The sequence below is a fragment of the Pseudomonas sp. H1h genome, assembly GCF_000633255.1.
Taxonomy (GTDB): domain Bacteria; phylum Pseudomonadota; class Gammaproteobacteria; order Pseudomonadales; family Pseudomonadaceae; genus Aquipseudomonas.
In genome coordinates, this window is sequence record NZ_AYMJ01000021.1 from 44,360 (window position 1) to 67,881 (window position 23,522).

The following is a 23,522-nucleotide window of genomic DNA, read 5'->3' on the forward strand; positions in this document are numbered from 1 at the left end:
AAATTACAATGAATAATCAGACAGCCATCATTCTTTGCGCCGGGCGCGGAAGCCGCCTGGGCAAGCGCACGCGCCACACGCCCAAGCCCTTGGTGAAAACCAACAATATCGCGTTCATCGACAACGCCCTGAACAACCTCGAAACGCTGGGTATCAAACACGTAGTCGTCGTGGTCGGCTATCAGTCGGAGACCATTACCGCTCATCTTCGGGCGATGGACACCGGCATCACCTTCGAATTCGTGAGCAACCCGGACTGGGCCACGACCAATAACATCTACTCGCTGTACCTGGCCCGCGAACACATTACGCAGAACACCCTGATCATCGAGGGCGATATTTACTTCTCGGCCTCCAGCCTGCAACAGTTGCTGCAGAAGCCGGGGGATCTGGTCGCCCTGGTGTCGCCGCTGGGCAAGAACATGGAAGGCACCTACGCCATCCTCGAAGAAGCTCGGCTGCAAGGCTTCGGCTCGACCAAGGACATCGGCCACGAGGCCCGTGACGGACAGTACAAGACCGTCAACCTGTACCAGGTCGGGTCAGCCACGTTCGCCGAGCACATCAAAAAACAACTCGCCAGCAACGTCAGAAAAAACAACCTCAACGCCTACTACGAAGACGTATTCAAGAAAGCATCGCTTGAGGGCAAGTGGGATATTCAGACAGTCATCGTCCCGGCAACCGAATGGTATGAGGTCGACAACTATTACGACCTGACGATCTGCAACTACATTTCCAGTCGTGACCGCCTGGGCTTCGTTCAGAACCGCCACGGCGGTTACTGGCGCTACCCGATGCTGGATTTCGCCTTGATCTACAACTTTCATTTCCCGCCACAGCAGATGAAAGACAAGATCAAGGACAACTTTGATCACATCTTCCTCAACTACCCCGGCGCCAGACGACTCATCGAGGAGTCACTCTGCGAATTCCTCGGCGTCTCCCCAAGACACCTGTGCGTGGCCAATGGCGCGGCGGAAATCATCAAACTGCTACCGTCCGTGTATGCCGGCAGCGCGCTCGTGACCGTGCCGTCCTTCAACGAATACGCCAACGTCTTTGGTGAACAGCGTACGCTCTGCCACTACACGCGGGAAGAGGACGACTTCGCGATCGACATCGATGCGCTGCTCGCTACCTGCCGGCAACAGCGCCCTGAGGTGGTGATCATCGAGTCGCCGAACAACCCGACCGGCGCCCTGACACCCGCCTCGGCCCTGTCGGCGCTTGCCAGGCAATTGCTGGAACTGGATATCTCACTGATCGTCGACGAATCGTTCCTCGATTTCTCCAACCACGCCGACAGCACCTTGCTCAACGTGCTCGACGAACACCCCAATCTGGTGGTGATTCGCAGCATGAGCAAAACCTTCGGTATCGGTGGTATTCGCATCGGCTACCTGGCCAGTGCCAACCAGACCTTGCTGGCACTGATCAACTCGCTGCTGCCGATCTGGAACATCAACGGTTTTGCCGAGGAGTTCCTGTTGCATCTGCCGCAATACCAGCAGGAATACCTGGCCAGCTGCCAACAAGTCATCAGCGACACTCGCGCCTTTCAACAGGCACTGGACGCCATCGAGGGCATCAGCGGCTTCAAGACCGAAGCAAACTTCATTTACTGCAAGGCTCATTACTCTGACGCCCAGACCATTTCCAGGTTGTTGCTGGACAAGCACCACATGTACATCAAGGAGTGTTCGGGCAAACGCAATACCGACTCCGACAAGTACTTCCGCGTGTCCTGCCGCACACCTGACGAAAACGCCCGGTTGATCCAGGCCCTGAGCGACGTGATGCACGACCTGGCAGTGCAGAAAAACATCAGCAGCCAAGCGAAGGAGAACGCCGTTGAACTCGCCTGAGCAGGTAGTGATTTGCGGCAAGGGCGAACTGGCCATCTTCGCCTGCGAATACTTCAATGCCTCCCCCGAACATACCGTGTCGTACGTGGTGGCCGATCCTTTCGAGCCGGTCAGCGCTGAACGGACGCTGATCGAGTATTGCCGGGAGCACGGCATCGAGGTGATCGAGAGCGGTCGGATCGAAGACCTGCCAGGTTATGCCGACGGCACCTTCGCTTGCGACCTCTGCCTGGTCATTTTCCACAAGCGGATATTGCCCAAGCGCTTCATCGACTGCTGCGCGAAAATCATCAACCTGCACCTTTCCTACCTGCCCAAATACCGCGGCGTACGTCCGGTCAACTGGGCCTTGAAGAATGGCGAGCGGATGCATGGCGCCACGCTGCACGAGATCAGCGAAGGCATAGACGAGGGGCCGATCCTCAATCAGGTAGCCTTCTGCATCTACCCTGAGTTCGAGGAAGTGATCGACACCTATACCCGCGCGATGGGGTACGCCCGTCAGTTGCTGATGGATACCTTGCCGATGATCGACCGCATTGTTCCGGTCCCGCAGGAGCATGCCGACATGAGCATCTACTACGAAAAGGACAATCACCGGCTGGAAGAGCGGATGACCTTCACCAAAGCACAATCTCTGAAATTACTCGAACGCCAGTAGCCTTGCGACGCCACTCGATTGTCCGCACAGGCGGCAATCGGGTGGGCAGGCGATCCCTTCCGAGGACTCATGATGTACTTGCTTATTGCCTCTGACCTGGATGGCACGCTGCTGCTGCCAGGCGATACTTTCGGTGCCTTTACCAAAAGCGTGATTCACAGCCTGAACCGCGCAGGCCATCACATCGTGCTGGCGACAGGTCGCCATCAGGCTGACGTCGAGTCGCTGCTCGACAGCCAGTCACCACCGGTTCACCTGATCACCGCCAATGGCGCGCGCATTTCCAGCGCCTGTGGCGGGCTTGCTCTGAGCGCAGAATTATCGACTGCGGTTGTCCAGACATTGCTTGAGGAAACCCGAGCAGACACCGATCTGACGATCAACCTTTACTGCCGATCCGGCTGGCTGATGAGTCGAGAAGACGAAAATCTGAAAGACTTCAGCCAGAACCCGGACTTCCAGCCAACACTCTGCGCGGCCGAGCATCTGCCAGTGCATGCTGTGCAGAAAGTGTTTTTCTTTCAGCGCAGCAAGGATCATGACGCCCTGCTCAGGCTGCAGGCGCGGCTGGAACAACAGCTGGGCGATCAGATCGGCACTGTGTTCACGTTTCCATGGTGCCTGGAGGTCATGGCCAGAGACGTTTCCAAGGGCAATGCGCTGAAGCAACTGGCCGAATTCCTCAACGTGCCCATTGAGGCCTGCATCGCTTTTGGTGACGCAATGAATGACGCCGACATGTTGGCCGGTGTCGGCAAAGGCGTGCTCATGGGCAACGCACATGCCGAGTTGAGGCAGGCACTGCCCGAGGCGGAGATCATCGGCCGATACACCGATGAAGCCGTCGCGCATTACCTGTCGAAGCACCTGCTCAAGAGCGCTGATCTCCCGGCATGAACACCTGCGGGCGGCCTTACGCCCGCACGGCCTTCCACAATTTGCCCACCACGCTCACCGCGAGCAACACCACGCCCCCGGCGATAATCCCGGCCACACCATTGAGCAGCACCGGCACCACAAACCCGGCGCTGCCAGCGGCCGCACCGACGCTTTCAATCCAGTGATGCACCACAGCAATGCCGTGGGTGAGGATCCCGCCGCCGACGAGGAACATCGCCGCCGTGCCGATCACCGACAGGCCTTTCATCATGTACGGCGCGGCGCGCAGGATCGCGTTGCCGATGCTTTTCGCCGCCGAAGCGGATTTTTGCGTCAGCCACAGGCCGAGGTCGTCGAGCTTGACGATGCCGGCCACCAGGCCGTAAACGCCGACAGTCATGACAATCGCGATGCCGGACATCACGATCACTTGCTGGGTCAACGACGCGTCGGCCACGGTGCCGAGGGTGATGGCGATGATTTCTGCCGAGAGGATGAAGTCGGTGCGGATCGCGCCTTTGATCTTGTCCTTCTCGTAGGCCACCAGATCGGTGGCCGGCTCGGCCACTGCCGCGCTCAGCTGCGCGTGGTCGGCGTCATCTTCGGTCTTGCTGTGCAGGAACTTGTGCGCGAGTTTCTCGAAACCTTCAAAGCACAGGTACGCACCACCGACCATCAGCAGCGGTGTCACCAGCCACGGCACGAACGCACTGATCGCCAGCGCCGACGGCACCAGAATCAGCTTGTTGAGAAACGAGCCCTTGGCCACCGCCCAGACCACAGGAATTTCCCGCTCGGCGCGCACGCCGCTGACTTGCTGGGCATTGAGCGCCAAGTCGTCGCCGAGCACGCCGGCGGTCTTCTTCGCGGCCATCTTGCTCATCAACGCCACATCATCCAGAACGGTGGCTATGTCGTCGATCAGCACCAGCAAACTGCTTCCTGCCATGGGTCAGGTTTCCCTACGTGAAAAAAGTGCGCGCAGCATACCGCGCCGCTCTCAAGGGAGCGAGATGCTACGGCACCTGCCAGCCGCCCCCCAGGCTCTGGAACAGCGCAACACTGCCCTGGCTGAGCAACCCCTGGGTGTCGCGCAGGTTCTGCTCAGCCTGCAACAGCACCAGTTGCTGGGTCAGCACCGCCTGCTGGCTGACCGTGCCGGCGCGCTGTTGCGCCTGCTGGCTGCCGAACAGTTGCTGGTTGCGCTGGAACATCTGCTCGTACGCCTGCGCCTGGGTGTGCAGGTGATTGATCGCCGACAAGTTGTCCTCGACGTTCTGCAACGCACCGAGCACGGTGCCACGGTAATTCGCCACGTCCTGATCGTAAGTGGCCTCGGCCTCTTGTTTGGCCGCCTCGCGGGCGCCGCCGTCGAAAATGGTTTCGGCCAACGCCGGACCCAGGGTCCAGATGCGGTTGGGCACGGAGAACAGGCCACCCAGCGCCGTGCCGCGAAAACCACCTTCAGCGGTCAGGCTCAGGGTCGGGAAGAACGCCGCTTCGGCGACACCAATTCGCGCGTTGGCAGCCGCCGCCAAGCGCTCGGCAGAGACCACATCGGGGCGCCGCAGCAGCAGGTTCGACGGCAACACTGGCGGCGGCATCGGCGTGGTGAAGTGATAGTCGGCAACCCTGGACAGATTGAACTGCGCCGGCGCCATGCCCACCAGTACCGCCAGCGCATGCTCGGCCTGCTCGCGGGAACGCTGCGCCGTTTGCAGCGCGGCGATCACCGTACTCAGTTGATCCTGCGCCACCAGCAACTGATCGTTGGTGGCCGTGCCCTGCACGGTTTGCGCCTGGATCATCGTCAACAGCTGTTGGTTGATGGTCTGCTGTTGTTGCAACAGTTCGATGTCGATGTCCAGTTGCCGCAACCCCAGATAATTGGTCGCCACGCTGGCGCCGATCGATAGCCGTACCCCGGCGAGCAGCGCATCGGACGATTGCAGCGAGGCCTGGCTCGACTCGATGCCGCGGCGCACCAGGCCCCACAGGTCCGGCTCCCAACTGGCGCTCAGGGTCGCGCTGACGGTTTGCTCGACGGTGCCGCCGCTGCTGCCGGTCAAGCCGCTGGTGGTGCTGCCGCTGGCCCCGCCGCCGACGCCGCGCGCGCCGGACAACCCGACGCCCACTGTCGGCCACAGCCCCGCGCGACTGGACGCCACCTGCGCCTGCGCCAGCCGATAGGCAGCCTCGGCGCCGATGATCGATTGATTGGCCCTGGCCGAGCGTTCGACCAGATCGTTGAGGATCGGATCCTGATAGATCCGCCACCACTGGCTGTCCATGGCGCCCTGCGGGTTGGCCTGGGCGCGTTGCCATTGGGTGCCTTCCTTGAACGTCTGCGGCAGCTCGATTGCCGGCTTCTGATAATCCGGACCAACCATGCAGCCACTCAACAACAAGCCAAAGAAGATCAACAGTGGGAGCGGGCTTGCTCGCGAATGCGCTTTCACATTCGACAGGGAAGTCGATTGACACGACGCCTTCGCGAGCAGGCTCGCTCCCACAGGGGAATGGTGAAAACTCATGAAGTACTCCTGCGCAGGCGCTGCGACGCCCGGTCAAGCCAAAGGTAGATCACCGGCGTGGTGTACAGCGTCAGCAACTGGCTGAACAGCAAGCCGCCAATGATCGAAATCCCCAACGGTCGGCGCAGTTCCGAGCCATAACCACTGCCGAGCACCAGTGGCAGTGCGCCGAGAATCGCTGCCAGCGTGGTCATCATGATTGGCCGAAAGCGGATCAGGCAGGCGCGGCGAATCGCGTCCTTGGCGCTCAGGCCGAACTCGCGGCGCTCGGTGATGGCGAAGTCGATCATCATGATCGCGTTCTTCTTCACGATCCCGATCAGCAGAATCACCCCTACCAGCGCGATGATCGACAGTTCGGTGCCGGTCAGCAGCAGCGCAATCAAGGCGCCGACCCCGGCCGACGGCAAGGTCGACAGAATGGTCAGCGGGTGTACGAGGCTCTCGTAGAGCATGCCCAGCACCACGTACACCGAGAGCAGCGCGGCAACGATCAGCAACGGCTCACTGGCCACCGAAGTCTGGAACACCTGCGCCGTGCCCGCGAACTGGCCGACCACACTGGCCGGCATGCGCAGCTGCTTCACCGCGTTGTCCACCAGCGCCGTCGCCTGGCCGATAGACACTCCCGGCGCAAGATTGAACGAGGCGGTCACCGCCGGAAAAGTGCCTTGATGGCTGATGGAAATCGCTGTGCGCCCGACTGAGTAATCCGCCAGCGCCGACAGAGGCACCAGCGCTTGCGCGGCGCTGGCACTCAGATTCGGTGCCACGGCGGCGCCCTTGGCAGCGACCGCCGCGGTGCCCACCGGCACATAGATATTTTTCAGGGTCGTCGGGTCGGTCCAGTACGGTGGCGCGACTTCCATCACCACGTGGTACTGGTTGGCGGAGCGGTAAATGGTCGACACCTGGCGCTGACCGAAGGCGTCGTACAGCGTCTGGTCGATGGCCGACATGCTCACCCCCAGTCGCGCCGCCGTATCGCGATTGACGGTGACGCTGGCCATCAGGCTGTTGTCCTGCTGGTCGGTGTTGATGTCGGTCAGTTGCGGCAAGCCGTGCAACGCAGCGACGACCTTGGGCACCCATTCATCGAGGGTGCTCTGGTCATCGGCAGTCAGGGTGTATTGGTACTGCGCCCCGCTCTGCCGCCCGCCGACGGTGATGTCCTGCGCCGACTGCAGATACAGACGGGTACCGGGCATGTCGCCCAGCGTGTGGCGGATCTGCGCAATGACCTGATCGGCACTGTCCTTGCGCGCGGCCAACGCCTTGAGGGTGATGAACAGTTGCGCACTGTTGACCGCTCCGCCGATCCCGCCTCCACCGCCGACAAACCCACCGACGGTGGCCACATTCGGGTTGCTCAGCACTTTCTGGTTGATCTCGCTGAAATTCGACTGGATCGCGCCAAAGGAAATGCTCTGCGCAGCAATGATGCTGCCGGACATGCGCCCGGTGTCCTCCTGCGGGAAGAAGCCCTTGGGCACCAGCACATACAGCACGCACGCGAGCACAATCACCAGCAGCGTCAGCAGGCCCATGAGAAACGAGTGATCGACGACCCAGCCGAGCGTGCGGTCGTAGACGCGGTGAAAGCGCGAATCCGGGTGATCCTCGGCGGCGCCTGCCTGCTGTTGCGTACGCAGCAGCACGCTGGACAGCATCGGCGTCACCGTGAGCGACACCACCATCGAAATCACGATGGCCACCGACAACGAAATCGAAAATTCGCGAAACAGTCGTCCGACAATTCCCCCCATCAGCAACAGCGGAATGAACACTGCCACCAGCGAAACACTGATGGTCATCACCGTAAAACCGACCTCGCGCGCACCGGCCAGCGCCGCCTGCACGCGGCTCTCGCCCTTTTCCAGATGGCGCATGATGTTCTCGACCACCACGATCGCGTCGTCCACCACGAACCCGGTGGAAATGGTCAGCGCCATCAGCGACAGGTTGTTCAGGCTGTAGCCGAGAAAGTACATCGCGCCGAAGGTGCCGAGCAGCGACAGCGGCACGACAATGGCCGGGATCAGTGTGCTGCGCCAGTCGCGGAAGAACGCGAACGTCACCAGCGTCACCAGCGCAATGGAAATCAGCAAGGTCATTTCCACGTCATGCAACGACGCGCGGATGGTGCTGGTGCGGTCCATCAGGATGTTGATCCTGATCGCCGAGGGTATCGAGCTTTGCAAGAACGGCAGGTCGGCCTTCACCGCGTCGACGGTGTCGATGACATTGGCTCCGGGCTGCTTGAACACCACCAGCAACACCGCCGGTTTGCCGTTGGACAGGCCGAAGTTGCGCAGGTCTTCGACGTCTTCGGTGACGTCGCCGAGATCGGCGATGCGCACCAGCTCGCCATTGTTTTTCTTCACCACCAGCGGGCCGTAATCCGTGCCCTGATAAAGCATGTCGTTAGCCTTGAGGCCATACGACTGATCGCCGACTGACACCGTGCCTTTGGGCAAGTTGACGTTGGACGCCTGAATCACCTGGCGCACCTGTTCGAGGCTGACGCCGTAGCGGTTGAGTCGATCCGGATTGAGTTCGATGCGCACCGCCGGCAAGGCGGCGCCGCCCACCGTCACGTCGCCGACGCCAGTGGTCTGCAACAGGCGTTGCTCAAGCAGCGTCGAGGCCACGTCGTACATCTGTCCGCGTGTGGCGCTGTCGGAGGTCAGGCTGAGGATCAGAATCGGCGAATCGGCCGGGTTGACCTTGCGGTAGGTCGGGTTGCCGGACAGGTCGCTGGGCAGGTTGCTGCGTGCCGCGTTGATCGCCGCCTGCACATCCCGCGCCGCGCCGTCGATGTCGCGGTTGAGGTCGAACTGCAGGGTGATGCGCGTCGCCCCCAGCGAACTCGACGAGGTCATCTCGGTGACACCGGCGATCTGTCCGAACTGGCGTTCCAGCGGCGTTGCCACCGACGACGCGACAGTGCCCGGATCAGCCCCGGGCAGTGATGCGCGCACACTGATGGTGGGAAAATCCACCTCCGGCAACGGCGCCACCGGCAGCAGGTTGAACGCCAGCACGCCGAACAGCGCCAGCCCCACCGCCAGCAGCGTGGTGGCGATCGGGCGCTGGATGAACGGTGCGCTAAGGTTCATCGCGATAGCCTTCGACCACCGCTGGCCGGCGCCGACTGAAGCGCTGCTCCAGACTGTGCATGGCGAGGAAAATCACTGGAGTCGAGAACAGCGTCAGCAACTGACTCAACAGCAGCCCGCCGATGATCGCGATGCCCAGCGGATGGCGCAGTTCCGAGCCGATCCCGGTGCCCAGCGCCAGCGGCACCGCACCAAACAACGAGGCCATGCTGGTCATCAGAATCGGCCGGAAACGCAGCTCGGCCGCCTGACGAATCGCTGCCAGCGCATCGAGTCCGCCCTCACGCTCAAGCTCCAGGGCGAAGTCAACCATCATGATCCCGTTTTTCATCACGATCCCGATCAACAGCACGATGCCGATCAGGCCGATGATGTCGAACTGCGTGCCGGTGATCAGCAGCGCCAGCAAGGCACCCAGCGCCGCGGAGAGCAAGGTCGAGAGAATCGTCACCGGGTGCACGAAGCTCTCGTAGAGTATCCCCAGCATCAGGTACACGACGATGATCGCCGCCAGCACCAGAAACACCTGGTTGGACAGCGACGCCTCGAACGTCGCCGCCGCGCCTTCCAGGTTAGCCTGCACCGAGAGCGGCAGGCCGGCCTTGGCTTCGATGTCCTTGAGCCGCGTCACTGCCGCGCCAAGGGTCTGCCCGGGGGCGAGGTTGAACGACACATCGGCATAGGGAAATTGCCCGAGCCGATTGATCGTCACCGGCGCGCGGATCACCTGCATGGTCGCCATGCTCGACAGCGGCGCCACCCCGCCTCCGGGAATGTCGACATAGAGCCCGGTCAGCAGATCGGCCAGGTTACGCGGCGGATGGTCGGTGGCGATCACCACGTGATACTGGTTGAGCTGGGTGTAGATGGTCGAGACCTGGCGCTGACCGAAGGCGTCGTACAGCACGTCATCGATGGCCTGCGGCGTGATGCCCAGACGCGACGCCGTGGCGCGGTCGAAGTTGAGCTGGATCTGATTGCCGAACTGCAGCGCCTGACTCTGTACATCGGTGAACATCGGGTCCTGCTTGATCGCCACCAGCAGTTTGTTGGTCCACAGCGCCAGCTCATCCGGATCGGTGGCCTGCAGGCCGAGGCGATAACTGGTGGTCGAGACCGTGGCGTCGAGCGTCAGGTCCTGCACGCTGTGCAGGTACAGGCGGATCCCGGCGTCATCGGCGTTGGCATCGGACAGTCGGCGAATCACTGCGGCGCTGTTGTCGCGGTCACCGTGGGGCTTGAGGTTGATCAGCAGGTTGCCCTGATTGATCGTCGGGTTGGTCTGGTCGATGCCGACGAACGACGACAGGCTCGTCACTGCCGGATCCTTGAGAATTCGCGCCGCCAGCCGCTGCTGTTCGACCTGCATCTGCTGAAAGGAAATACTCGGCGAGGCCTGGGAAATGCCCTGAATCAGCCCGGTGTCCTGTTCGGGGAAAAACCCCTTGGGCATGACCACGATGATCAACAGGGTCAGCGCCGCCGTGAACACCACCGAAATCAATGTCAGCCCGCGGTGCAGCAGCACCCAGTCCAGACCTTTGACGTAATAGCCGTTGATTCGGTCGAAGAAATCGACCCGGCGTTCCTCGTGTCTGTGCTTGAGCATGCGCGAGCACATCATCGGCGTCAGGGTCAGGGTGATCAGCGCCGAGATGACGATGGTCACGGCCACGGTCATGGCGAATTCGCGGAACAGCCGTCCGACCACATCGCCCATGAACAGCAACGGGATCATCACCGCGATCAGCGCCACCGACAGCGAAATAATGGTGAAGCCGATCTGCTCCGAACCCTTGAGTGCCGCTTGCAGCGGTGAGTCGCCGGCTTCGAGATAGCGGGTGATGTTTTCGATCATGACGATCGCGTCATCGACCACGAAGCCGATGGCGATGGTCAGCGCCATCAGCGTCAGGTTGTTCAACGAGAAGCCCAGCCCATAGGCCACGGCGATCGTACCGACCAGGGTCAGCGGCACGGTCACCGCCGGGATGATCGTCGCTGGCAGATTGCGCAGGAACAGGAAAATCACGATCACCACCAACAGCACCGCCACGCCCAGCTCGTACTGCACGTCGGTGACCGAGGCGCGAATGGTTTGCGTGCGGTCGGTGAGCACATTGACCTTGAGTGTCGCCGGCAAACTGGCGCGCAGTTTGGGCAACAGTTGCTGCACGCGGTCGACCACGTCGATCACATTGGCGCCGGGCTGGCGCTGAATGTTCAGGACAATCGACGGCGTGCTGTCGGTCCACGCGGCTTGCCGTGGATTCTCCGGGCCCTGGGTCGAACCGGCGATCTGCGACAGGCGAACCGGCGCGCCGTTCTTGTAGGCAATCACCAGGTCGCGGTACTCCTCGGCCGACTGCAACTGGTCGTTGGTACCGATCGAATACGCCTGATACTTGCCGTCGATATTGCCCTTGGCCTGATTGACGTTGGCCGTGCCCAGCGAGGTGCGCAGGTCATCCAGGGACAGGCCGAGATTGTTCAGCGCCGAAGTGTTGGCCTCGACCCGCACCGCCGGGCGCTGGCCGCCGCTGATGGTGACCAGACCGACGCCAGTGATCTGCGAGATTTTCTGCGCCAGCCGCGTGTCGGCGAGGTCTTCGACCTTGGTCAGCGGCAGTACGTCGGAGGTCAGCGACAGGGTCAGCACCGGCGCATCGGCCGGGTTGACCTTGCTGTACACCGGCGGATACGGCAGGTTGGCCGGCAGGAAAGTGCCGGCGGCGTTGATCGCGGCCTGCACTTCCTGTTCGGCGACGTCCAGCGACAGCGACAAGTCAAACTGCAGGGTCACCACCGAAGCGCCGTCGGAACTGGTGGAGTTCATCGACTTGAGGCCCGGCATCTCGCCCAACTGACGTTCCAGCGGCGCAGTGATCGACGAACTGATCACCTCGGGACTGGCCCCCGGGTACTGGGTGAAAACCTGAATGGTCGGGTAATCGACTTCCGGCAGCGCCGATACCGAGAGCAGGTGATAACCGAGCAGGCCCAGCAGAAGCACTGCGACCATCAACAGCGTGGTGGCAACCGGGCGTTCGATGAAGGGCCGCGAGACGTTCATGGGCTACGCCTCCTACTGCGCGACGACTTTCACCGCAGAGCCGTCGTCGAGTTTGTCGGCGCCCTCGGTGACCACTTGCTCGCCGGCCTTCACGCCGTTGTCGAGCACCGCCGAAACATCCCCCGTCGCCGGGCCGGTCTTGATGTTGCGCAGGCTGACCTTGTTGCCGGGGTCGACCACCACAAACACGAAATCGCCCTTGCTGCCGTGCTGGATCGCCCGGGTCGGCACCACGCTGATCTGGCTCAGGGTGTCGGCCTTGAGCCGCGCATTGACGAACTGATTGGGGAACAACGCCTTGCCCGCGTCGTTGAACTGCGCCTTGACCTTGATCGTCCCGGTGCTGGTATCGACCTGGTTATCCAGCGCCAACAGGCTGCCGGTCGCCAGCAGATTGTGCTTGTTGCGGTCGTAGGCCAGCACCGTCACTGCGCCTTTGGCCATGGCCTGATTGATCGCCCCCAGATCGTCCTCGGGCACGGCGAACACCACGGTGGCCGGGGTCATCTGGGTAATCACTGCGATTCCGGTGGCGCTGGTGGTGGTCACGTAGTTGCCGGGATCGACCTGACGCAGGCCTACCACACCATCCACCGGCGAGGTGATGGTGCAGTAGCTCAACTGCACGTCGAGGTTCTGCACGCTACCCTGATCGGAGGCGACCGTGCCTTGCAGTTGCTGCACCAGCGAGGCCTGAGTGTCGAGGGTTTGCTGGGTGGTGGAGCCGACCTTGATCAATTCGCGATAGCGCGCCAGATCACGCTGCGCGTTGGCGAGCAAGGCCTGATCGTGCATCAGCGTGCCCTTGGCCACCTGCAGTTGCGCCTTGAGCGCGCGGTCATCGATGCGGGCGATGACCTGGCCCTTGCGCACCTGCTGACCTTCCTGGAACTCGACCGAACCGAGAATGCCGTCGACCTGGGAAATCACCGTCACACTGCGAGTCGGCGTGACCGTGCCCAGCGCATCGATGTACACCGGCACATCCTGCAACTTCACAGCGACCACTGCCACCGGCTCGGCGGGCGGTGGCGGCTTGGGTTTGTGCTGATTGAAGGCGAAGAACAACCACAGCAGCAGCGCGAGCAGCATGATCCCCAGGGTGACGAGGGCCAGGCCGAATTTCCTGCGTCTGGGTTTTTCCACGGCTATTCACTCGAACGGGCCGACAGTGCTGCACGGCAATGGAAAATGAAGCCCGGCCAGACAAGGCAAATCCATGACCAATGGCTTGATCGCTGCCTTGAACTCTAGCAGCGCCATTGGCGTTCACCCGCAAGATCTGGTGCTTCGTTCAGCCCGGCGACAGCCAGCGCCGCCGAGCGGTGCAACGGGGCATTCTTGAGCCACGCGTGAGGCCGGTGCTACCATGCGCAACCGCCAGAACAGGCAAGGAACCACCGGGTTTATGAGCACAATCCGCGAGCGCAACAAAGAACTGATCCTGCGTGCCGCCAGTGAGGAGTTTGCCGACAAGGGCTTCGCTGCGACCAAAACCAGCGACATCGCCGCCAAGGCGGGATTGCCCAAGCCCAACGTCTACTACTACTTCAAATCCAAGGAAAACCTCTACCGCGAGGTCCTGGAAAGCATCATCGTGCCGATCCTGCAGGCCTCGACCCCGTTCAACCCGGACGGTGTGCCGAGCGAAGTGCTCAGCGGCTATATCCGCTCGAAGATCCGCATTTCCCGCGACCTGCCCTTCGCTTCCAAGGTGTTCGCCAGCGAAATCATGCACGGCGCCCCGCACCTGAGTGCCGACCTGGTGGAGCAGCTCAACAGCCAGGCCAAACACAACATCGACTGCATCCAGAGCTGGATCGACCGCGGCCAGATCGCCCCGATCGACCCCAACCACCTGATGTTCAGCATCTGGGCCGCGACCCAGACCTACGCCGACTTCGACTGGCAGATTTCTGCGGTGACCGGCAAGGACAAGCTGGACGAAGCGGATTACGAGGCGGCGGCGCAGACGATTATCCGGTTGGTGCTCAAAGGCTGTGAACCGGACTGATAGACCGGTGTGACGCCATCGCGAGCAGGCTCACTCCTACACTGGACGTGTGGCGTTCACAAATCACCTGTGGGAGCGAGCCTGCTCGCGAATGGCGGCGATACGGTTCTGGCTCAAAGCCAAATCGCATCCCACAGCGGGTAATCGCCCAGTTTTTCAACAAGACCAGCCCGCAACGGGTTGGCCACAACATACCTCGCCAATTTCACCAGATCCTCTTCCTTGCGAAGTGCCCGGTCATGAAAGCCTTGCTGCCAGAGCACAGCCTTACGGCCGGTGACACGGCTCACAGCCTTGGTGCTGAGTGATTTGGTTCGTTGCATCAGCTCACCCAGCGATCCCCTTTTGAGCTCGACCAACCAGTGAAAATGATCAGGCATGACAACCCACGCCAGTGAATTGGCAAACCCCTCTTCTTCAGCAGCTCGAAATTGGCTGACGACCAACCGGCCAAGGATGAAGTCGCTGAACACCGGCTCCCTCCGCACAGTATTGGTGGTCAGCAGATAGATGCGGTCAGGTTCGGAGTTGCGACCGATACGCAGGCGATGTGAAGCTGATAAATCCGGCATTCCTTTGCCTTTCTCATGTTCAGTTCATGGAAAGGCTAGTCATGCGAATGGCATGAAGTGTGGCAAGCTTTTAGCCAAATGTGTATTCAAGACCGTATTCGCGAGCAGGCTCGCTCCCACAAGGGTCTGAGTCATGCAGACATTTTGTGTCTGCCTGCCAAACCTGTGGGAGCGAGCCTGCTCGCGAAAGATGCTACTAGACACCACGGTCAGACCGCCCCTCCACATCCCATGCGCTGAAGGGAGACAGGCATAGTCGTATTCAAACCCCATCCCCCATCAACCAGCGCAATGCCTGCGGGAACGAAGTCTGCCAGTCGTCAGGGAAAAAGTGCCCGCCCTCGTGAGTACGCGACTTGACCTCGTTGCCGTCGCTGAACAACTTGCGGAAATCGGCGCTCATCTGCTGATTACGCGGCCCTTCCTTCTCGCCATTGATGACAAACACCCGCTTGCCGCGCGCCTTGCTGTCGGTTGGCGTCGGTTGCATGCCGCCGGGTGACAGCAACAGCGCGCCGGCGTAATCGTCCGGGTGTTGCGCCAACAAGGCGCCGGCATGCTGCGAACCCTGGGAGAAGCCCATCAGAAAAACGCGCTTTCGGTCGATGCATTGCCGGGCTTCCAGGGCTTTGAGGCCCTTCTGTACCGTCTGATGGGTGCCTTCAAAGCCTGGGCCGATCCAGCGAAAGCTGTGGACTGAGTTGATCATTTCTGTGCCGTTGATGCCCAGGATGATTGCCCCGGTATCGGCCAGCGGCTGGTAGCTGTCATCCAGCTCACCGTTGATGCCATAACCGTGCAGCCAGACCACCACCGGACGACAGGCTTTGGGTGCCGGAATGTTCGCCGACGGGTTGAGCACCGAAATTGCGCCGACCTTGCCCGGGGCAATCTTCTTGTAGCGCTCCTGAGCATTGGCCAACACGGTTTTGTAAATGTCGGACTCGTGCAGATCGGCGAAATCTTCGTCACTGGCCAGCATTGGGCCGAACCACAAGCCGCGATCATCGGCCTCGCGCAAAAAGCGCTCGGCCAGCTTGTCATCGCCACGGCGAGCGAACAGCGCCGCCACCTGATAAGGCGCCTGCAATTGCTTGGGGTCTTCTCGAGTGGCGGCCAGATACACCGCAATGGCCTGCAACGTATCGCTCGATTCGAGCTTCTCGCCGCGATCCATCAGTTCCTGTACATCGTCCGCGTTGATCAATGCAGAGACCACCGGACTCAGGGCCTGGAATGCGATTTCTTCGGCGTCGGGTGTTTCCGTCGCATACAGGAGGGGGGTGCAGAGGGACATGGCCGAAGCCAGGGTGATGGCCAATAGCGTCTTCACGCTGATCTTCCTTGATACGTAAACGAGAGGGGCGGCAGTCTATAGACCCCGCCCCTCTTCGTCATCATCAAGCCATCAGTCGTACTGGCCTGTTTCCTGTCAGGCCGCCACCCCCGCATCCGCGCGCAACGCCAGCGCCTCCACCGCCTTGATCGCCACCTGCTCATCAATATCCGACAGATCGCCGCTGATACCGATCGCACCCAGCACGTTGCCCGCCTGATCGCGGATCAACACCCCGCCCGGCGCCGGGACGACGCTGCCCTGCCCCATGCTGTTGAGTGCGGCGATGAAGGCCGGGCGTTGTTGGGCGTCCAGCGCCAGCAGACGTGACCCTTTGCCCAAGGCGATGGCGCCCCAGGCTTTGCCGATGGCGATGTTGGGGCGCAGCAGGCTCGCGCCGTCTTCGCGTTGCAGGGCGATCAGGTGGCCGCCGGTATCGAGTACCGCGATGGTCAGCGGCGCGGCGTTGATGCTTCGCCCGGTGCTGATGGCTTCGTTGACCAGGTTGACTGCGACTTTCAAGGTTAAAGCGCTCATGGTGCCGTCCTCATTTTGTTATTGGGAAAGTCGTGGAGCTGCGCGTTTGTGCCGCAGCCCGATGCCACAAATAGAACACAATGAATTATTTTTTTGTATACAATAATTCTCGAAAAGCGCCGCATGCGACGAAAAGCCACAGCAGAATCTGGCTTCCGACGAATGAAACAGGCGCTTGAGAAAATGGATTGACCTGCGCCGTCCGCCGTGAATACACTCTGCGCAAAGCCACTTGTATACAATTACAAAACGTAAAGAGGCACAAAACCATGAGCAAAATGAGAGCAATCGAAGCCGCCGTTCTGGTGATGCGCCGTGAAGGGGTTGATACCGCTTTTGGCATTCCGGGCGCTGCGATCAACCCGCTGTACTCCGCACTGAAAAAAGTCGGTGGCATCGATCACGTCCTCGCTCGCCACGTCGAAGGCGCGTCGCACATGGCCGAGGGTTACACCCGCACCAAGGCCGGCAACATCGGCGTGTGCATCGGTACGTCCGGCCCTGCCGGTACCGACATGGTCACCGGGCTCTACAGCGCCTCGGCCGACTCGATTCCCATCCTCTGCATCACCGGCCAGGCACCCCGCGCCCGTATGCACAAGGAAGATTTCCAGGCGGTCGACATCACCAGCATCGTCAAGCCAGTCACCAAGTGGGCGACCACTGTTCTGGAGCCGGGCCAGGTGCCTTACGCGTTCCAGAAAGCTTTCTATGAAATGCGCTCCGGGCGTCCAGGCCCAGTGCTGATCGACCTGCCGTTCGACGTGCAGATGGCGGAAATCGAATTCGACATCGACGCTTATCAGCCGCTGCCATTGGCCAAGCCGACCGCGACCCGCGTTCAGGTCGAGAAGGCTCTGGCGCTGCTCGATCAGGCTGAGCGTCCATTGCTGGTGGCCGGTGGTGGCATCATCAACGCCGATGCCAGCGATCTGCTGGTGGAGTTCGCCGAGCTGACCGGTATTCCGGTCATTCCTACCCTGATGGGCTGGGGCACCATTCCTGACGATCACCCGCTGATGGTGGGCATGGTCGGTCTGCAGACTTCGCACCGTTACGGCAATGCCACGATGCTGAAATCCGACGTGGTGTTGGGGATCGGTAACCGTTGGGCCAACCGTCACACCGGTTCGGTGGATGTCTACACCGAAGGCCGCAAGTTCATTCACGTCGACATCGAAGGCACGCAAATCGGCCGCGTGTTCACCCCGGACCTGGGCATCGTTTCCGATGCCGCTGCCGCGCTGACCGTGTTCATCGAAGTGGCCCGTGAATGGCAAGCCGCCGGCAAGCTGAAAAACCGTAGCGCCTGGCTGCAAGATTGCCAGCAGCGCAAGGCCAGCCTGCAGCGCAAGACTCACTTCGACAACGTGCCGGTCAAGCCGCAGCGCGTTTACGAAGAAATGAACCAGGTATTCGGCAAGGACACCTGCTACGTCAGCACCATCGGTCTGTCGCAGATTGCCGGCGCGCAGTTCCTGCACGTCTACAAGCCGCGTCACTGGATCAACTGCGGTCAGGCCGGCCCGTTGGGCTGGACCATTCCGGCAGCGCTGGGCGTGGTCAAGGCCGATCCGAACCGTAAAGTCGTGGCCCTGTCGGGGGACTATGACTTCCAGTTCATGATCGAAGAGCTGGCGGTCGGCGCTCAGTTCAAACTGCCTTACATCCACGTCGTGGTGAACAACTCGTACCTGGGACTGATCCGTCAGGCCCAGCGCGGGTTCGAAATGGACTACTGCGTGCAGCTGTCCTTCGATAACCTGAACGCGCCGGAACTCAACGGTTACGGTGTTGACCACGTCGCAGTGGCCGAAGGCCTGGGCTGTAAGGCGCTGCGTGTGTTCGAACCATCGGAAATCGCCCCTGCCCTGCGCAAGGCCGAACAGATGATCGAAGAGTTCAAGGTGCCGGTGATCGTCGAAATCATCCTGGAGCGTGTGACCAACATTTCCATGGGGACCGAGATCAACGCCGTCAACGAATTCGAAGACCTGGCGCTGGTCGGCAACGACGCGCCAACGGCGATTTCGCTGCTCGACTAACTGCTGACCGCTCCCTCTGTAGGAGTGAGCCTGCTCGCGATGACTATTTCATATCCAACATGGATGTTGGCTGATACACCGCTATCGCGAGCAAGCCCGCTCCCACAAGGGGAACCTCACAAGATATACGGGAGACCACCATGCCGCGTTTCGCAGCCAACCTGTCCATGCTGTTCACCGAACAGGATTTCCTTGCCCGTTTCGACGCCGCCGCCAAAGCCGGTTTCAGTGGTGTGGAATACCTGTTCCCGTACGACTTCAGCTCCGCCGAAATCAAGGCCAAGCTTGATGCAAACGGTCTGACTCAAGTGCTGTTCAACCTGCCGGCCGGTGACTGGGCCAAGGGCGAGCGCGGTATCGCGTGCCTGCCGGACCGGGTCGAAGAGTTCCGTGCCGGTGTCGATCTGGCGATTGCCTACGCGCAAGTGCTGGGCAATACCCAGGTCAACTGCCTGGCCGGTATCCGTCCGCAAGGCGTGGACGATGCCACCGTGGAAAAGACCTTCGTCGCCAACCTCAAGTACGCCGCCGACAAGCTGCAGGCAGCGGGCATCAAACTGGTGATGGAAGCGATCAACACCCGCGACATTCCGGGCTTCTACCTGAACAACACGGCGCAAGCCCTGTCGATTCGCGAGCAGGTCGGCAGCGCCAATCTGTTCCTGCAATACGACATTTATCACATGCAAATCATGGAAGGCGATCTGGCCCGCACCCTGCAATCGCACTTGGGCGAGATCAACCACGTGCAGCTCGCGGACAACCCGGGGCGCAACGAACCAGGTACCGGTGAAATCAACTACCGCTTCCTGTTCGAACACCTGGATCGCATCGGTTATCAGGGTTGGGTTGGCTGTGAATACAAGCCGCTGACTACCACTGAAGCGGGCCTCGGCTGGCTGAAGACCCACAACGCAATCTGACGCAGATCCCCCACAAAAAGCAGTTCCCCTAATTTGCTTGAGCAAGACAAAAACAAGAGGATTTTCTCATGGCTAAAATCGGATTTATCGGCACTGGCATCATGGGCCACCCAATGGCTTCGAACCTGCAGAAAGCCGGTCACAGCCTGTTCCTGTCGGCACACCACGACGCCGCTCCAGCCGACCTGATCGCCGCTGGCGCCGTCGCCCTGGCCAACCCGCGCGAAGTGGCGCAGGAAGCCGAATTCATCATCGTCATGGTCCCGGACACCCCGCAGGTCGACGACGTGCTGTTCCGCGCCGACGGCGTTGCTGCCGGTATCGGCAAGGGCAAAGTGGTGATCGACATGAGCTCGATTTCGCCAACCGCCACCAAGGCTTTCGCCAAGAAGATCAACGAGAAAGGCGCACAGTATCTTGACGCGCCAGTGTCCGGCGGTGAAGTCGGTGCCAAGGCCGCGACCCTGAGCATCATGGTCGGTGGCGACGCCGATGCCTTCGAGCGCGCACTGCCGCTGTTCCAGGCCATGGGCAAGAACATCACGCTGGTCGGTGGCAATGGCGACGGTCAGACCGCCAAAGTCGCGAACCAGATCATCGTCGCCCTGAACATTCAGGCCGTCGCTGAAGCCCTGTTGTTCGCCTCGAAAAACGGCGCCGATCCAGCAAAAGTGCGTGAAGCACTGATGGGTGGTTTCGCCTCTTCGAAGATCCTCGAAGTGCACGGCGAGCGCATGATCAAGGGCACTTTCGACCCAGGCTTCCGCATCAGCCTGCACCAGAAGGACCTGAACCTGGCCCTGCAAGGCGCCAAGGAGCTGAACATCAACCTGCCGAACACCGCCAACGCCCAGCAAGTGTTCAGCACCTGCGCGGCCATCGGTGGCAGCAACTGGGACCACTCGGCGCTGATCAAGGGCCTGGAACACATGGCCAACTTCTCGATTCGCGACAAGAAGTAAGCCCTGCCCCGCTTTCCATGTGGGAGCGGGCTTGCTCGCGAAGAGGGCGTGTCAGTCGACATGGAGATTGACTGACCCACCGCATTCGCGAGCAAGCCCGCTCCCACAATGGATCTGAGTTGCCCTTCCAATAACAAAAATTCCGGGAGCCCGCCATGTCGGTCGATCCGCAACAACTGCTGCGCGAACTGTTTGCCACAGCCATCGACGCGGCCCATCCGAACCAAGTCCTCGAAGCCTGTCTGCCTGCCGATCGCAGCGGTCGCGTCATCGTCATCGGCGCCGGCAAAGCCGCCGCAGCCATGGCGCAAGTGGTCGAGCGCAGCTGGCAAGGTGAAGTGTCTGGCCTGGTGGTGACCCGCTACGGTCACGGCGCCCCGTGCGAAAAAATCGAAGTGGTCGAAGCCGCGCACCCGGTACCGGACGCTGCCGGCCTGGCCGTGGCCAAACGCGTGCTGGAGCTGGTCAGCAACCTGACCGAAGACGACCGCGTGATCTTCCTGTTGTCCGGTGGCGGCTCTGCCCTGCTGGCGTTGCCGGCCGAAGGCATCACCCTCGCCGACAAGCAGTCGATCAACAAAGCCCTGCTCAAATCCGGCGCGACCATCGGCGAGATGAACTGCGTGCGCAAGCACCTCTCGGCGATCAAAGGTGGCCGCCTCGGCAAGGCCTGCTGGCCTGCAACTGTTTATACCTACGCCATTTCCGATGTGCCGGGCGACCTCGCCACGGTCATCGCGTCCGGCCCGACCGTGGCCGACCCGAGCACCAGCGCCGAAGCCCTGGCGATCATCAAGCGCTATGGCATCGAGATCCCGGCGTCGGTGCGCAACTGGCTGCAAAGCCCGGAGTCGGAAACCGTCAAACCCGGTGATCCGTCCCTGGCGCGCAGCCACTTCCAGTTGATCGCCCGCCCTCAGCAATCGCTCGATGCCGCTGCGGTGAAATGCCGTCAGGCCGGCTTCAGCACGCTGATCCTCGGCGACCTCGAAGGTGAATCGCGCGAAGTGGCAAAAGTCCACGCCGGCATCGCCCGCCAGATCATCCATCACGGGCAGCCACTGGCAGCCCCGTGCGTGATTCTCTCCGGCGGCGAAACCACCGTGACCGTGCGCGGCAATGGCCGGGGCGGACGCAATGCCGAATTCCTCTTGAGCCTGACCGACAGCCTCAAGGGCCAGCCCGGCGTCTACGCGCTGGCCGGTGATACCGACGGCATCGACGGCTCGGAAGACAACGCCGGCGCGATCATGACTCCGGACAGCTACGCCCGCGCCGCCGCCCTCGGTTTGAGCGCCAGCGACGAGCTGGATAACAACAACGGTTACGGTTACTTCGAGGCGCTCGATGCGCTGATCGTCACCGAGCCGACCCGCACCAACGTCAACGACTTCCGCGCCATTCTGATTCTCGAGAGTTCTAAATCATGACGCCTGATAAAAAGGTCAAAATCCTCGCCACCCTCGGGCCTGCTGTCGATGGCATCGAGGACATCCGTGAACTGGTCGAGGTCGGGGTCAATATCTTCCGCCTGAACTTCAGCCACGGCGATCATGCCGACCACGCCAAGCGCTATCAGTGGATCCGCGAAGTCGAGCGCCAGCTCAACTATCCGCTGGGCATTCTGATGGACTTGCAGGGGCCGAAACTGCGCGTCGGCAAGTTCGCCGACGGCAAGGTTCAGTTGCATCGCGGCCAGGCGTTTCGCCTTGATCTGGACGCGACACCGGGCGATGAGCGCCGAGTGAATCTGCCGCATCCGGAGATCATTGCTGCGCTGGAGGCGGGCATGGATCTGCTGCTCGATGACGGCAAACTGCGCCTGCGCGTAGTGACCAAATACAACGATGCCATCGACACCACCGTACTCGCCGGCGGCGAATTGTCGGACCGCAAAGGCGTGAACGTGCCGCAAGCCGTGCTCGACCTCAGCCCGCTGACGGCCAAGGATCGCCGCGACCTGAGCTTCGGCCTGGAGCTGGGGGTGGACTGGGTGGCGCTGTCGTTCGTGCAACGCCCGCAGGACATCCTCGAAGCCCGCGAACTGATTGGCGACAAAGCCTTCCTGATGGCGAAAATCGAGAAGCCGTCGGCGGTTGAACAACTGCGCGAAATCGCCGAACTGAGCGACGCGATCATGGTGGCTCGCGGCGATCTCGGCGTGGAAGTGCCCGCCGAAAGCGTGCCGCAGATCCAGAAGAACATCATTACCACCTGCCGCGAACTCGGCAAACCGGTGGTGGTGGCGACGCAGATGCTTGAGTCGATGCGCTTCTCCCCGGCCCCAACCCGCGCTGAAGTCACCGACGTGGCCAACGCCGTGGCCGAAGGCGCCGATGCGGTGATGCTCTCGGCCGAAACCGCGTCCGGTGAATACCCGCTCGAAGCGGTGCAGATGATGAGCAAGATCATCCGCCAGGTGGAAAACGGCCCGGATTACCAGACCCAGCTCGACGTCAGCCGGCCGAAAGCCGAAGCGACCGTGTCCGACGCGATCAGCTGCGCGATCCGGCGTATCAGCAACGTGCTGCCGGTGGCGGTGCTGGTCAACTACAGCGAGTCCGGTGCGTCGAGCCTGCGGGCGGCGCGGGAGCGGCCGAAAGCGCCGATCCTCAACCTGACGCCGAACCTGCAGACCGCGCGCCGTTTGAGCGTGGCGTGGGGCATTCACTCGGTGGTCAACGATCGCCTGCGTCAGGTCGACGAAGTCTGCTCGACCGCGCTGGAAATCGCCCAGGCCCAAGGCATGGCCGAGCGTGGCGACACGCTGCTGATCACCGCCGGTGTGCCGTTCGGGCAGCCGGGGTCGACTAACTCGCTGCGGATCGAAACATTGATTTAAAGATAGATACAAAACCCGTGGCGAGGGGATTCACATAACAAAGAGATTCATTGTTTTTACTGGCCTCTTCGCGAGCAGGCTCGCTCCCACAGTTGACTTGTGTGCACCACAAACTCAATGACTGAACAAAGATTCAGTGTGGGAGCCAGCCTGCTGG

17 protein-coding genes are annotated in these 23,522 nt (G+C 61.4%); 9 read left to right on the top strand and 8 right to left on the bottom strand.

The window, feature by feature from the left end; genetic code table 11:
- Positions 1-8 precede the first annotated feature (8 nt).
- From U862_RS0119070 to U862_RS0119080, 3 genes are all read left to right on the top strand, one after another.
- Positions 9-1,868, top strand: coding sequence for an aminotransferase class I/II-fold pyridoxal phosphate-dependent enzyme (locus U862_RS0119070; protein WP_025111881.1), 1,860 nt, complete (start codon positions 9-11; stop codon positions 1,866-1,868).
- Positions 1,855-2,529, top strand: coding sequence for a formyltransferase family protein (locus tag U862_RS0119075; RefSeq protein WP_025111882.1), 675 nt, complete (start codon positions 1,855-1,857; stop codon positions 2,527-2,529). Before U862_RS0119070 ends, U862_RS0119075 begins: the two co-directional genes overlap by 14 nt.
- A 69-nt stretch (positions 2,530-2,598) precedes the next feature.
- Positions 2,599-3,426 (top strand): Cof-type HAD-IIB family hydrolase, encoded by an 828-nt coding sequence (locus U862_RS0119080; RefSeq protein ID WP_256214713.1) that lies wholly within the window; start codon positions 2,599-2,601, stop codon positions 3,424-3,426.
- A gap of 16 nt (positions 3,427-3,442) precedes the next feature.
- On the opposite strand, the gene U862_RS0119085 is transcribed toward U862_RS0119080, so the two are convergent.
- The 5 genes from U862_RS0119085 to U862_RS0119105 all read right to left on the bottom strand — a co-directional run bounded on the left by U862_RS0119085 (position 3,443) and on the right by U862_RS0119105 (position 13,280).
- Positions 3,443-4,357: a DUF808 domain-containing protein gene (locus U862_RS0119085; RefSeq protein ID WP_025111884.1), complete on the bottom strand. Its 915-nt coding sequence runs from the start codon at positions 4,355-4,357 to the stop codon at positions 3,443-3,445.
- Between the two features lie 67 nt (positions 4,358-4,424).
- Positions 4,425-5,798, bottom strand: coding sequence for an efflux transporter outer membrane subunit (locus U862_RS0119090; RefSeq protein WP_049828023.1), 1,374 nt, complete (start codon positions 5,796-5,798; stop codon positions 4,425-4,427).
- 140 nt (positions 5,799-5,938) lie between these two features.
- On the bottom strand, positions 5,939-9,061 hold the full coding sequence (locus tag U862_RS0119095) for an efflux RND transporter permease subunit (RefSeq protein WP_025111886.1): 3,123 nt from the start codon (positions 9,059-9,061) through the stop codon (positions 5,939-5,941).
- Positions 9,051-12,134 carry an efflux RND transporter permease subunit gene (locus tag U862_RS0119100; RefSeq protein WP_025111887.1) on the bottom strand — a complete coding sequence of 1,028 codons (3,084 nt, stop codon included), beginning with the start codon at positions 12,132-12,134 and terminating at the stop codon, positions 9,051-9,053. The genes U862_RS0119095 and U862_RS0119100 overlap by 11 nt, the downstream gene beginning before the upstream one ends.
- Before the next feature lie 12 nt (positions 12,135-12,146).
- Positions 12,147-13,280 carry an efflux RND transporter periplasmic adaptor subunit gene (locus U862_RS0119105; protein ID WP_025111888.1) on the bottom strand — a complete coding sequence of 378 codons (1,134 nt, stop codon included), beginning with the start codon at positions 13,278-13,280 and terminating at the stop codon, positions 12,147-12,149.
- A 262-nt stretch (positions 13,281-13,542) separates the two neighbouring features.
- Here U862_RS0119105 and U862_RS0119110 point away from each other — a divergent pair, with 262 nt between their 5' ends.
- Positions 13,543-14,148 (top strand): TetR/AcrR family transcriptional regulator, encoded by a 606-nt coding sequence (locus U862_RS0119110; RefSeq protein WP_007969638.1) that lies wholly within the window; start codon positions 13,543-13,545, stop codon positions 14,146-14,148.
- Positions 14,149-14,261: 113 nt separating this feature from the next.
- On the opposite strand, the gene U862_RS0119115 is transcribed toward U862_RS0119110, so the two are convergent.
- The 3 genes from U862_RS0119115 to U862_RS0119125 form a co-directional block, all read right to left on the bottom strand.
- Positions 14,262-14,720, bottom strand: coding sequence for a transposase (locus U862_RS0119115; protein WP_025111889.1), 459 nt, complete (start codon positions 14,718-14,720; stop codon positions 14,262-14,264).
- Positions 14,721-14,982: 262 nt separating this feature from the next.
- Positions 14,983-16,053, bottom strand: a complete 1,071-nt coding sequence (locus tag U862_RS0119120; RefSeq protein ID WP_025111890.1) for a hypothetical protein — start codon at positions 16,051-16,053, stop codon at positions 14,983-14,985.
- Positions 16,054-16,152: 99 nt separating this feature from the next.
- Positions 16,153-16,593 (bottom strand): heme-binding protein, encoded by a 441-nt coding sequence (locus U862_RS0119125; protein WP_025111891.1) that lies wholly within the window; start codon positions 16,591-16,593, stop codon positions 16,153-16,155.
- A 269-nt stretch (positions 16,594-16,862) separates the two neighbouring features.
- On the opposite strand from U862_RS0119125, the gene gcl reads away from it, so the two are divergent.
- From gcl to pyk, 5 genes are all read left to right on the top strand, one after another.
- Complete coding sequence (gcl, locus tag U862_RS0119130; RefSeq protein WP_025111892.1) at positions 16,863-18,638, top strand: glyoxylate carboligase; 1,776 nt, start codon at positions 16,863-16,865, stop codon at positions 18,636-18,638.
- 140 nt (positions 18,639-18,778) lie between these two features.
- Complete coding sequence (gene hyi, locus U862_RS0119135) at positions 18,779-19,561, top strand: hydroxypyruvate isomerase (RefSeq protein WP_025111893.1); 783 nt, start codon at positions 18,779-18,781, stop codon at positions 19,559-19,561.
- A gap of 68 nt (positions 19,562-19,629) precedes the next feature.
- On the top strand, positions 19,630-20,523 hold the full coding sequence (locus tag U862_RS0119140; protein WP_025111894.1) for a 2-hydroxy-3-oxopropionate reductase: 894 nt from the start codon (positions 19,630-19,632) through the stop codon (positions 20,521-20,523).
- 155 nt (positions 20,524-20,678) lie between these two features.
- A complete protein-coding gene (locus tag U862_RS0119145; protein WP_025111895.1) occupies positions 20,679-21,953 on the top strand; it encodes a glycerate kinase in 1,275 nt (424 codons plus the stop codon).
- Positions 21,950-23,365 (top strand): pyruvate kinase, encoded by a 1,416-nt coding sequence (gene pyk, locus U862_RS0119150; RefSeq protein ID WP_025111896.1) that lies wholly within the window; start codon positions 21,950-21,952, stop codon positions 23,363-23,365. Before U862_RS0119145 ends, pyk begins: the two co-directional genes overlap by 4 nt.
- The last annotated feature ends 157 nt before the right edge of the window (positions 23,366-23,522 follow it).